Here is an 11,187-nt window from a genome sequence, read left to right as displayed (position 1 = left end):
AGTTCGCATTCCTTCATTCAAGCATAAGCTGAGCTTATGCTCGATGTGCGCAAACTTCGGCTTCTTCGTGAGCTGGCCCATCGCGGGACGATCGCGGCCGTTGCTGAGGCACTTGCATACTCGCCATCAGCGGTATCTCAACAGCTCACCGCACTTGAACGCGATACCGGCGTGTCACTGTTGGAACGGACCGGGCGGCGAGTGAGGCTCACTCCGGCGGCTCGCGATCTCGTCGAGCACACGGAGTCCATCCTCGCGCTCCTGCAGGAGGCCGCCGCCGGACTCGCATCGTCGACAACGACGCTCGCAGGAACGCTGCGGATCGGCGTCTTCCCCACGGCGGTCCCGACCATTCTGACGCCCGCGATCGTCGCACTGAGTAGTGACTATCCGGGCTTGGATCTGATGGTCACCGAACTCGATCCGGCGTCAGTTCCCGATGCACTCCGTGAGGACAGCCTCGATATCGCTCTCGTTCAGGAATACGACTATGTACCGCTCCTGCGCCATGCTGGTCTGCAGACCGAACCGCTGTGCGAAGAAGTCGTCCACCTGGCTGGGTTAGGCGCCGATCCCCTTACCTCTCACCGTGATTCGCCGTGGATCTCGGGCACACCTGGCACGCTCTGCCACAGGCTGACCGTCAGGGCCTGCGAGGCTGCGGGATTCACTCCACGCATCCGTCATCACGCCGACGATTTCGGTGCCGTCCTCGCGTTGGTGGCAGCCGGTCAGGGTGTCGCTCTCGTCCCCGACCTGGGTGCCGTCGCGCCTCCTGCCGCGGTGGTGTTGACCCCGCTATCCATCCGGCGGCGAACCCACTTGGCCTACCGTCGTGGCACCGGCACCCATCCCGCGATCTCCGCCGGACGAGTTGCCCTACAAGCGGCGGCGAAACTCGGTTGCGTGAGGACCGGTGGTCGTGGGTAGTGTCTCTGATCATGTCGAGCCCTGAGTCGGACAAGGTGGGGGCTTTCGGTCACGCCGCCGTCAGCCCCCTGAATCGCTGAATTCCCAGTCGGCTTCCCAGCTTCGGGGCCACCGGCCGCGGTGACGAGACGTCTCCTTCTCGTTCTCACTCACCTCGGAGTCCGCAATGCCTCTTTCCCTGTACCTCCTTGCCGTGGCGGTATTCGCCATGGGCACATCTGAGTTCATGCTCGCCGGCCTGGCACCAGACCTCGCCGCATCCCTTGACGTGTCGATCGGCGCCGCCGGGCTACTGACCTCCGCGTTCGCGGTCGGGATGATCATCGGCGCGCCGACGATGGCGGCGCTGGCCCGGCGATGGTCACCCCGGACCAGCCTGCTGGGCTTCCTGGCGGTGTTCGCCGTCGTGCATGTCGTCGGCGCCCTCACAACGAGTTTCGCGGTTCTGCTGGTCACCAGGGTGATCGCTGCCCTGGCCAATGCGGGCTTCCTGGCCGTGGCGCTGAGTGCCGCGGTCGCCGTCGCCGCCGCCGATCGCCGAGGACGTGCGCTGGCGGTGTTGCTCTCGGGTATCACGATCGCCACCATCGCCGGCGTTCCCGGCGGTGCGGTGCTCGGCACGCTGTTCGACTGGCGGGCGACGTTCTGGGCGATCGCGCTGCTGTGTGTTCCCGCCGCCGTCGGCATCGCGATGGGCATTCCGGTCCGGGCCGCACAGTGCACTCCAGTGGCCGTCTCACTGCGCACCGAGATCGCTGCGCTGGCGCGTCCCAGGCTGGCCCTGGTCATGGTGCTTGGCGCATTGGTCAACGGGGCCACCTTCGCCACGTTCACCTTCCTGGCGCCGATCGTGACCGATACCGCCGGCCTGGGGGCGTTGTGGGTTCCGGTGGCATTGGCCCTCTTCGGTGTCGGCTCGTTCGTGGGTGTCACCGTCGCGGGCCGGCTGTCGGATCGGCGTCCCGCCATCGTGATCGGCGTCGGTGGTCCCATCCTGCTGCTCGGGTGGATCGCGCTGGCGGCCCTGGCTGCCCAGCCGGTGTCGCTGCTGTTCCTGGTGTTCATGCAGGGTGCCCTGGCGTTCGCGGTGGGCAGCACGTTGATTGCCAGAGTGCTCTATGAGGCGGTGGACGCGCCGACCATGGGCGGGTCCTACGCGACCGCGGCGCTGAACATCGGTGCAGCCGGAGGCCCTCTCGTCGCGGCGGCGACGCTCGGTGCGAACGCCGGTGCGCTGGGTCCGGTGTGGGTGAGCGCCATCCTGGTCGCGGTCGCACTGCTCATCGCGCTGCCGCTGCTGCGGGTGATCGGACCTCGTGCCGGGGCTTCGCGGCGCGGGGCTTAGCGCTTAGCCGCGGCGTTGGCTGCGGCCTGCGCATCGGTCAGGGTCTGTGCCACGTCGGTGCGGCCGAGGAACATCTCGTCGAAGAACGGCGCCAACGCCGCGAATCCCGCGGCGAAGCCGGCTCCGCCGGGGGCGGGGATGCGCGGCCCGTCGAGCACCTGGAAGAACGGTGCCACGTCGACACCGCGGCCGGCCCAGTACCTGAAGTACACCGCCTGCGCCGCGATGACGGCCGGAATGGCGGCGCCCCGTAATCCCAGGTACTGATTGCCCTTGACGCTGCCCATCCACGCCAGCACCGCGCGCACCGCGTCGGGATGCCTGGTCGCCGAGTTGGCCGCCGCGGCAATGCCATTGGTGACGCTCACCCTTCCGGCCGGCCCTGTCGGCAGCATCGCCACCCCCCAGCGGAATCGCGCCTGATCGGCGATCGCGGCCAGGTTGTAGGTGCCGGACTGGAACAGCGCCATGCGCCCGGCCAGGAACTGGTTGCGGGAGAAGTCGCCGTTGCCGTTGGTGTTCGACGCCGGGGGAGCGACGTGATCGACGTTGATCAGGCGCACCAGATACTCGAACGCCTGTGTCGCAGCGTCATTGTCGAAGGCGAACCGGTCGCCGTCCTGGAACACCCCACCCGCCGATCCGATGTAGTTGAGGTAGATGCCCTGCAGGTCGTTGGCGGCGTTGTATCCCCACTGCCGGATGCGGTCGGCGTTGAACGCCGGTGTGTCCGCGCGATTCCCGTCCGCGTCCACGGTCAGCCGTGCCAACAGCGCCCGCAGGGTGTCACCTGCCTCCGGCCCGCCGGGTGACCACCGCAGGCGCGCCATCTCGCCGCGGCTCACTCCCGCCGCGTCGAGCAGATCGGCGTTGTAGTACACCGCGATACCCGCATCGGTCAGCTGCGGTACACCCCACAACGTGTCGTTGCGCGTGAACTGCGCGGCCACCGCCGGGTCCCACGATCTGACGGCGCCGGGCAGTGTCGCGCCGATGTCGAGAAGCCTGCCGTTGTCGGCGTAACCGGCGAAATAGGCGTTGGACAACCAGAACACGTCGTCGGCGCTGCCGCCGGCCACATCGGTGCGCAGTGTGTCGAAGTACGACGAGTAGGGGACGACGTTGACCCGCACCTCGATATCGGGATGTGTGCGGGTGAACTCGTCAAACGACTCGCGGTAGGCGGCGGCCACCTGCTCGTCCCACAGTCGTACCGTCACCACGGCGCGGTCATCGGGTTCCGTCGATCGGCCGAGCAGGACGGCGACCGTCAGCAGCACGGCGATGAGAAGCGCGACCGAGCCCGCGAACAACGTCGACGACCTGGGCCGCAGCTGCGCGCGCCTCCGGGCGCGGGGGAGACTCACTTCAGTCCCGTCACCACGATTGATGAGGTGATGTGGCGCCCGAGCGCGACGAACACCACGATCAACGGCACGATCGCCACGGTCGTCGCCGCCATCACCAGCGTCCACTGGGCGTCGTACCGCGACTGCAGACCGGCCGTGGCCACCGTCAGGACCTGCCAGCGCCCACCACTGGTGATGACCAACGGCCACATGAAGCTGTTCCACTGCGACACCACGGTGATCAGCCCGAGGGTGACGAGGATGGGTTTACTGGCCGGAAGCACCACGTGCACGATGACGTCGACGGTGTTGGCGCCGTCGACGCGGGCGGCGCGGATCAGGTCGGCCGGGATGGTGCGGAAGTACTCGCGCAGCAGGAAGATCGCGTAGGGCGAGCCGAACATGAACGGCAACACCAGCGCCCAGAACGTGTTGCGCAGACCCGTCTCGGCCATCATCAGATACAGCGGAACCACAGTGACGGTGGCGGGCACCATGAGTGTGGCGACGTACACCCAGAACAGCGCGTCGCGGCCGGGGAACTCCAGCCGTGCGAACGCGTAGGCGGCGAGTACCGAGAACGTCAGCTGACCCACCAGGATCACCGCGGTCATCAGTGCCGTCACCACGATGGCGCGTCCGAACCCGGCATCGGCCAGGCCGGTGTAGTTGCTCAACGTGGGCGGATTCGGCAGGGACAGCGGCGATCCGGTGTTGAACTGCTCGGCGGAGGTGAACGACGTCAGCAACCCCAACCCGAACGGGACCAGGGTGATGAGCGCGCCGAGGATCAGTAGGGGATAGATGATGGCGCCCCTGGACACGGAGCCGGATGGTCCCCTAGACACGGAGCCGGAGGCGACCCTAGATGAGGTCATAGCTGATCCGTCTCCTGAAGTACCGCTGCTGGAGCAGGGTCACACCGACCAGCAAGACGAACAGCACGACCGCCATGACCGACGCCCGCCCGATCGATGCGGCACCGAACGCCTCGGCGTAGATGCGGTGCGCCACCAGATCGGTGCGGCCCTGCGGACCGCCACCGGTCAGGGCATAGACGGTGTCGAAAACCTGGGCCGCGCTCACGATCCCCGTGACCAACACGAAGAACAGCGTCGGGCGCAGCATCGGGAGCGTGATGTGCCGGAAGCGCTGCCACGAGCCGGCGCCGTCGGTGCGTGCCGCGTTCTGCACCTCTGTGGGGATGGCCAGGATGCCGGCCAGGAAGAACAGGGTCACGTAGCCGACGTTGGTCCACACCGTCACCGCCGAGACGACAGGCAGCGCCAGCGTGGGATCCGTCAGCCACTCGACCGGGCGATCCAGCAGGGTGCTGACGGCGCCGTCCGTGGGGGCCAGGATCCAGCGCCACAGCACCGCGATGGCCAACGGGGAACAGATCCACGGCAGCACGTACAGGGTCCTGAAGAATCCGCTGCCCGGCAGCCCGCGCGCCAGCATGGCCGCCGCGAAAAGCCCCAGCGCTGTCTGTATCGGCACCACCAGGGCGATGAACAGCACCGTCACCCCGAGCGACTTGGCGAACGTGGCGTCGGTGAGCACCGCACGCCAATTCGCCAGTCCGACATATTCGATGGGGCCCAGCAGATCCCAGCGCTGCAGGCTCAACCACACCACCACGAGCATCGGCAGCAGCAGGAACGTGACCATGCCGAACAGGCTGGGCGCCAGCAGGGCGTATCCCCGCACAGTCGCTCCCACCCTCCGACGCGTCACGGGGTCATTAAAGCCTCTTCGGAGCACGTGCCACTACGGTGTAGGCGTGACAGCGCACCGACGTGTCGATGCCGACTTCCTCGCGCTGCCCCGGCATGAGCTTGCTGACGCCGCGCTGACCGCGGCCGTCAATGCCGGTGCCAGCTACGCGGACCTGCGCATCCACCGCATCACCACCGAGATCATCCAACTCCGCGATGGCGAGCTGGAGACGTCCGTTCTGACGCGTGAGTTGGGGCTGGCGGTGCGGGTCATCGTCGATGGCACCTGGGGGTTCGCGTCGCATGCCGAACTGGACCCGCGGGTGGCCGCAGACACCGCGCGGCGCGCTGTCGCCGTGGCCACCACCCTGGCGCCGTTGAACGCCGAGCGCATCGAGCTGGCGCCCGAACCGGTGTACGCCGACGCCTCCTGGGTGTCGGACTATCGCATCGACCCGTTCGAGGTGGCCGCTGCCGACAAGATCGCCGTGCTCGACGAGTACTCCGGCAGGCTGCTGGCGGCCGACGGCGTTGACCACGTGTCCGCAAGCCTCTACGCGGCCAAGGAGCAGACCTTCTACGCCGACACCTTCGGCTCGTCGATCACTCAGCAGCGGGTCCGGGTGCAGCCGACCCTGGAGGCCATCGCCGTGGACGCGGCGGTCGGCACGTTCGACACCATGCGGTCGCTGGCCCCGCCGACGGCGCGCGGGTGGGAGGCCGTCGCGGGTGACGAGGTCTGGGACTGGACGACCGAGCTCGCCGAGCTGCCGTCACTGCTGGCCGAGAAGACCAAGGCTCCCGGTGTGATCGCGGGTCCCACCGATCTGGTGATCGATCCGTCCAACCTGTGGTTGACCATCCACGAGTCCATCGGCCATGCCACCGAGTACGACCGCGCCATCGGCTATGAGGCCGCTTATGCGGGAACCTCGTTCGCGACGCCGGACAACCTGGGCAGCATGCGCTACGGCTCACCGCTGATGAACGTGACCGCCGACCGCACCGTCGAGTTCGGTTTGGCCAGCATCGGTTTCGACGACGAGGGCGTGCAGGCGCAGAGCTGGGACCTGGTTCGCGACGGCATCTTCGTCGGCTACCAACTGGACCGGGTGTTCGCGCCGCGGCTCGGCGAGGCCCGCTCGAACGGGTGCTCGTATGCCGACTCGCCCCATCACGTCCCGATCCAGCGGATGGCCAACGTGTCGCTGCAGCCCGCCGCAGAGGATGTCAGCACCGAGGATCTGATCGCCCGCGTCGATGACGGCATCTACGTGGTTGGCGACAAGTCGTGGTCGATCGACATGCAGCGCTACAACTTCCAGTTCACCGGGCAGCGCTTCTACCGCATTCGCGACGGCCGCCTGGACGGACAGGTCCGCGACGTCGCGTACCAGGCCACCACCACCGACTTCTGGGGGGCGATGGAGGCCGTCGGCGGCCCGTCCACCTGGCGCCTCGGGGGCGCGTTCAACTGCGGCAAGGCCCAACCCGGCCAGGTCGCGGCGGTCAGCCACGGATGCCCGTCGGCGCTGTTCCGCGGCATCAACGTGCTCAACACACGCGAAGAGTCGGGGCGCAGCTGATGATTGACGCACCACGGGTCGTGGAACTGGCCCTTGCCGAGGCCAGGCGCCTGGGCACCGCCGACGAGACCATCGTGCTGGTCACCGACCGGTCGACGGCCTCGCTGCGGTGGGCAGGCAACTCGATGACCACCAACGGCGAGTCGCTCGGCCGCGACACGACGGTCATCTCGATCGTCCGCCGGGGTGAGCGCGCGTTCGTCGGGGCGGTCACCTCCAGTGAGGTCGATCCCGAGTCGGTCGCCGGGTTGGTGCAGGCCTCGGCGGCGGCGGCGCGGTCGGCGCCCGAGGCGAGAGACGCCGCGCCGGCGCTGCCCGGAACCGACGCGCCCGCCGACTGGCACGCACCGGTGCCGACAACCGGAGCGGGTGTGTTCGGCGATGTGGCGCAGAGCCTGGCGCGCGGATTCCGCGGCGCCGACACGCTGTACGGCTTCGCCCGCCACGAACTGGAGACGACGTTCGTCGCGACGTCGGGCGGCCTGCGACGGCGCTACACCCAGCCCACCGGCACGGTGGAGATCAACGCCAAGCGCAACGGCGCGAGCGCGTGGTCGGGCGTCAGCACCGCCGACTTCGTCGATGTGCCAACCGATTCCATGCTCGAGGACCTGTCGATGCGGCTGGGCTGGGCCAACCGGACCGTCGAGTTGCCTGCCGGGCGCTACGAGACCCTGATGCCGCCGTCGACGGTGGCCGACATGATGATCTACCTGACCTGGAGCATGGATGGCCGCGGCGCCCAGGAGGGCCGCACCGCGATGTCGGCGGCCGGCCGCACCCGGGTGGGGGAGCGGCTCACCGACCTCGGGCTGACCCTGTACTCCGATCCCGGTGCGGCCGACCTGCGGTGCGCACCCTTCGTCGCGACGAGGAGTTCCTCGGAGCGGGTGTCGGTGTTCGACAACGGCATGGACCTCGGGCGCGTCGACTGGATTCGCGACGGCACCGTCAACTCGCTGGCCTACCCGCGTGCGGCGGCCGCCGAGTTCGGCGTGCCCGTCACAACCGCCGCCGACAACCTGCTGATGACGGGCGGTTCGACGAGCCTCGCCGACATGGTGGCGGCCACCGAGCGCGGGCTGCTGCTGACGACGCTGTGGTACATCCGCGACGTGGATCCCACGGTGCTGTTGCTGACGGGGCTGACCCGCGACGGCGTGTACCTGGTTGAGGACGGGGAGGTGACCGCCGCGGTCAACAACTTCCGGTTCAACGAGAGCCCCCTGGACCTGTTGCGGCGCGCCACCGAGGCGAGCGCAAGCGAGGTCACGCTGCCCCGCGAATGGGGCGACTGGGCGACCCGCGCCTCGATGCCCTCACTGCGAATTCCCGACTTTCACATGTCATCGGTGAGCCAGGCGCAATAATCGCGTTCGTGCCCGAATCGCCGTACGACCTACTCAGCCAGCTCATCGCACTATCGCCGCAGCGCCTGGGAACCGTCAACGCGCAGGTGCGCCAGACGTGCGCGGGGGCTATGACGCTGCCGCCGCTGCCGGCCGAGGACACCCCGTCGGCGGATGCGGCCGTGCGTGACTTCGCCGAACAGTTCGCCGTCGACGTGGCGGGGATCAGCCCGTCGCAGCGGGAGGCGTTCCTGGGCGCACTCGGCGCCGACGCCTTCGCCGGGACGGCACTGATCTTCGTCGCCGACTGCGTGCCGCGCGTACTCGCGGGCCTGGAGGCGCTGGGCCTTCCGGCCGTGCCGGAACCCGATGGTTGGGACCACGACACCGATCCGATCGACCTGCTGCTCAACCGGTTCGCACCGACGGTGGGTGCCCTGCGATCGCTCGATCCCGTCACGACCGAGGTGGTCCGTCTGCGCGGCGCCGTCGCGCACAACTGCCGACTGTGCCGGTCGCTGCGTGAGGGCGCGGCCCTGGACGCCGGCGGCACGGAGTCGATGTATGACGACATCGAGCACTACGACACCTCGACGCTGCTCGACGAGCGGCACAAGGCGGCCCTGCGCTATGTCGATGCGCTGATCTGGACGCCGTCGCGCATCGACCCCGACGTCGCCGCGGGCGTGCGGGCGCACTTCACCGATGTCGAGGCGACCGAGCTGACACTCGACGTGATGCGCAACGCGGCCAACAAGATTGCGGTGGCCCTGGCGGCCGACGCCCCACGGGTGGTAGAGGGCACCGAGCGTTACCTGCTGGGTGTGGACGGCCAGCCGGTGTACGCCTGACTAGTCGGACTTCGCGGGCTTGCCCGCCTTGGCCGACGCCACCTTGCTCTTGAGGAACAGCGCCGGCAGGACGACCGTCGCGATCGCGGTGATGAGCCAGACCACGATGGTCGCGCCGACCCACGAGCCGATGCCGCGGATCGATATCCCGCTGGCGAACAGCGAGGCCAGCAGCAGCGCGGCGAACGTCGACACCAGGCCGATACCGCCGAGGAATGCCGACGCGTACCGGCTGGCCATCTTGAGGAAGAACGGCGAGAGGATCGCCTGGGCGACGGTGAAGATAACGACGGCGGCCAGGAAGCCGAGCGGTCGGATGGTCACACCGGGCACCAGCCACGCCGCGGCAAGAAGGCCCAGCGCCGAGGACCCGAGGAATATGGCGATGCGCAGCAGGAATCGGATCACGGCTGGCAGCCTAGTCCGGCAATGCCAAGCATGATCAGCATTCCGATATCACCTGGGAGGCGTCGCGCAGGCCTGTGCGACCATAGTGGCCGCGCAGATGCGCGACGGGGCGGTAGCTCAGTCGGTTAGAGCCGTGGACTCATAATCCATTGGTCGCGGGTTCGAGCCCCGCCCGCCCCACTTCTGTCCACTACGACAGTTCGCGTGCTCGCACGGCCTGTCGCCAAGCCGTGCGGACCGCTTGGAGCGCATCCGTTGCGGAGACACTGAGACGGGTCTGGCCGGCCAGCTGGGTTCGCCACTCGGCGTCCGATGGCGCGCCGCGGAACAGGTAGGGCCCCGGTGCCCTGTTAGTGGGTCCGTATCGCTGGTAGAGCGTTGCGGCAGTCGCGTCGATCGCCCCGAGTCGGCTGAGCGCCCACAGATCCCAGAGATCACGGGCGGCGTGCCGGTCGGCCCACGTCGCGGTCTTTGAAGCGGCGAATGCGGGCAGCGTGGGAACCAGCAGCTCGGCTACGGGAGCGTCGGCGTAGCGCTGGAACAAGTCCCGCCGTTCGGTTGGCCAGACCACTCGGTCCCGGGCCGACAGCAGCTGCAGGCGCACAGGACGTCCGTCTGCAGGCCGGAGCAGAACCGGGAGGGTGTCTGCGGTGTCGCTCAGTGCAGGCTCGACGATCAGCCTGCCGTGGCTCCGCGCTAAAGCGCGTGGGAGCGCGTCGTCGAGGTCGCGTGCGACGTCCTTTCGGCTGCCGACGGCGATGAGGTCGATGTCCTCGCTGAGCCGCCCGTCCGGGAGGTGGGTGCGGGCCAGGGCTGTGCCGCCGATGAAATGGATCCGGTCACCGAACTTGCGGCTGAGGAATGCGAGGACGTGGGAGATGAGATGGTCACGCTCGACTTGTTCGGCGGGGACGCCGAACTGTGTTGCGACCGAGTCGCGTTCGTCAGGATCTATGATCGATCCTCGCCCAGTCCTCGGCCCGGCGCAGGGAAGCCAGCCGGCGCTGTTCGGCGGCGAGGCCCTGGAGGCGTTTCTCGTCGCTGCGCGCGTAGAGGGCCGCGACGGCGGCAGGAACGTCGGCTTCGTTGTCGCCGAGGGTTGGGCGGTGAGCCAGGTCGAGGACGGTCTGTTCGGGTGTGGTCACCAACGCCGGCCCGAGTTCGGTGCCTATGCGTTCGGCGTCCAGGCTGCTCGTGTCGCGTTGGACGAACCGCACGATCGCGGTTCGGTCAGATAGCTCGATGAGACGGTGCTGGCGCGGCACGGCAACGATTGCCGTCGCCAGCGCGCGCGGCATCACGCCGTGCAGGCGCGCAGCGCTGAGGCCCATAACAACAACGTTGTCGAAGCCGTAGATGGCCGTCGCTATTCCCGCCGCAGCGGACTCTAGGTTTGGTATCCATTTGCGACCCAACATCTCCTGCGGAACAACGGCGTAGTACCCGTCGGCGAGGCGGTGAAGGACTCCTTGTTCGGCGAGCCGGACCAGTTGGGATCGAGGATGGGCGTACACAGCCTCGGCATCGCGCGGCCGGATTGTCTTCAGCGGGGCGTGTGCCAGGGCCGTGGGGAGCGGAGTGCTGTGCTTCGATGCCACATCCGCTCCTTGGGTATGCAAATCGTACTTCTATAGAGTACGAAATGCATAGT

The 11,187-nt window shown here is 68.2% G+C and carries 11 protein-coding genes and 1 tRNA gene; 6 read left to right on the top strand and 6 right to left on the bottom strand.

The genetic code is table 11. The features are described 5' to 3' along the window. The first annotated feature begins 36 nt into the window (after positions 1-36). On the top strand, positions 37-930 hold the full coding sequence (locus ABIA65_RS28865) for a LysR family transcriptional regulator (protein WP_354525707.1): 894 nt from the start codon (positions 37-39) through the stop codon (positions 928-930). Positions 931-1,096: 166 nt separating this feature from the next. Beyond that, complete coding sequence (locus tag ABIA65_RS28860) at positions 1,097-2,275, top strand: Cmx/CmrA family chloramphenicol efflux MFS transporter (protein WP_354525706.1); 1,179 nt, start codon at positions 1,097-1,099, stop codon at positions 2,273-2,275. Here ABIA65_RS28860 and ABIA65_RS28855 read toward each other — a convergent pair. From ABIA65_RS28855 to ABIA65_RS28845, 3 genes are read right to left on the bottom strand one after another with little or no spacing between them, the layout of a single operon-like run. Beyond that, positions 2,272-3,609, bottom strand: a complete 1,338-nt coding sequence (locus tag ABIA65_RS28855; protein WP_354525856.1) for an ABC transporter substrate-binding protein — start codon at positions 3,607-3,609, stop codon at positions 2,272-2,274. The genes ABIA65_RS28860 and ABIA65_RS28855 overlap by 4 nt on opposite strands. Before the next feature lie 29 nt (positions 3,610-3,638). Next, complete coding sequence (locus tag ABIA65_RS28850; protein ID WP_354525705.1) at positions 3,639-4,502, bottom strand: carbohydrate ABC transporter permease; 864 nt, start codon at positions 4,500-4,502, stop codon at positions 3,639-3,641. Then, entirely contained in the window at positions 4,489-5,361 is an 873-nt protein-coding gene (locus tag ABIA65_RS28845) for a carbohydrate ABC transporter permease (RefSeq protein ID WP_241404530.1), read from the bottom strand. Before ABIA65_RS28845 ends, ABIA65_RS28850 begins: the two co-directional genes overlap by 14 nt. 46 nt (positions 5,362-5,407) lie before the next feature. Between ABIA65_RS28845 and ABIA65_RS28840 the strand changes: the two genes are divergently transcribed. From ABIA65_RS28840 to ABIA65_RS28830, 3 genes are read left to right on the top strand one after another with little or no spacing between them, the layout of a single operon-like run. Beyond that, positions 5,408-6,928 carry a TldD/PmbA family protein gene (locus tag ABIA65_RS28840; RefSeq protein ID WP_354525704.1) on the top strand — a complete coding sequence of 507 codons (1,521 nt, stop codon included), beginning with the start codon at positions 5,408-5,410 and terminating at the stop codon, positions 6,926-6,928. After that, positions 6,928-8,298, top strand: coding sequence for a metallopeptidase TldD-related protein (locus ABIA65_RS28835; protein WP_354525703.1), 1,371 nt, complete (start codon positions 6,928-6,930; stop codon positions 8,296-8,298). The genes ABIA65_RS28840 and ABIA65_RS28835 overlap by 1 nt, the downstream gene beginning before the upstream one ends. Before the next feature lie 8 nt (positions 8,299-8,306). Then, positions 8,307-9,128 carry a carboxymuconolactone decarboxylase family protein gene (locus ABIA65_RS28830; RefSeq protein ID WP_354525702.1) on the top strand — a complete coding sequence of 274 codons (822 nt, stop codon included), beginning with the start codon at positions 8,307-8,309 and terminating at the stop codon, positions 9,126-9,128. Here the strand turns inward: ABIA65_RS28830 and ABIA65_RS28825 are convergent, their stop codons facing one another. Next, positions 9,129-9,536, bottom strand: coding sequence for a phage holin family protein (locus ABIA65_RS28825; protein ID WP_241404534.1), 408 nt, complete (start codon positions 9,534-9,536; stop codon positions 9,129-9,131). A gap of 106 nt (positions 9,537-9,642) precedes the next feature. On the opposite strand from ABIA65_RS28825, the gene ABIA65_RS28820 reads away from it, so the two are divergent. Continuing rightward, positions 9,643-9,716 (top strand) — tRNA-Ile (locus ABIA65_RS28820). Between the two features lie 10 nt (positions 9,717-9,726). Here ABIA65_RS28820 and ABIA65_RS28815 read toward each other — a convergent pair. Together ABIA65_RS28815 and ABIA65_RS28810 are read right to left on the bottom strand one after the other, a co-directional pair. After that, positions 9,727-10,416 (bottom strand): nucleotidyl transferase AbiEii/AbiGii toxin family protein, encoded by a 690-nt coding sequence (locus tag ABIA65_RS28815; RefSeq protein WP_354525855.1) that lies wholly within the window; start codon positions 10,414-10,416, stop codon positions 9,727-9,729. A 64-nt stretch (positions 10,417-10,480) separates the two neighbouring features. Then, on the bottom strand, positions 10,481-11,134 hold the full coding sequence (locus tag ABIA65_RS28810) for a type IV toxin-antitoxin system AbiEi family antitoxin domain-containing protein (RefSeq protein WP_354525701.1): 654 nt from the start codon (positions 11,132-11,134) through the stop codon (positions 10,481-10,483). Positions 11,135-11,187 lie beyond the last annotated feature (53 nt).

It is taken from the genome of Mycolicibacterium sp. 624 (assembly GCF_040548615.1).
Classification (GTDB): Bacteria; Actinomycetota; Actinomycetes; order Mycobacteriales; family Mycobacteriaceae; genus Mycobacterium.
This window is presented reverse-complemented; position numbering and strand designations above follow the sequence as displayed.

What these genes read in the sequence shown, in the direction of transcription:
- ABIA65_RS28860 (WP_354525706.1), top strand. Translation starts at nt 1,097, where the DNA reads ATGCCTCTTTCCCTGTACCTCCTTGCCGTGGCGGTATTCGCCATGGGC.
- ABIA65_RS28835 (WP_354525703.1), top strand. Translation starts at nt 6,928, where the DNA reads ATGATTGACGCACCACGGGTCGTGGAACTGGCCCTTGCCGAGGCCAGG.
- ABIA65_RS28865 (WP_354525707.1), top strand. Translation starts at nt 37, where the DNA reads ATGCTCGATGTGCGCAAACTTCGGCTTCTTCGTGAGCTGGCCCATCGC.
- ABIA65_RS28850 (WP_354525705.1), bottom strand. Translation starts at nt 4,502, where the DNA reads ATGACCTCATCTAGGGTCGCCTCCGGCTCCGTGTCTAGGGGACCATCC.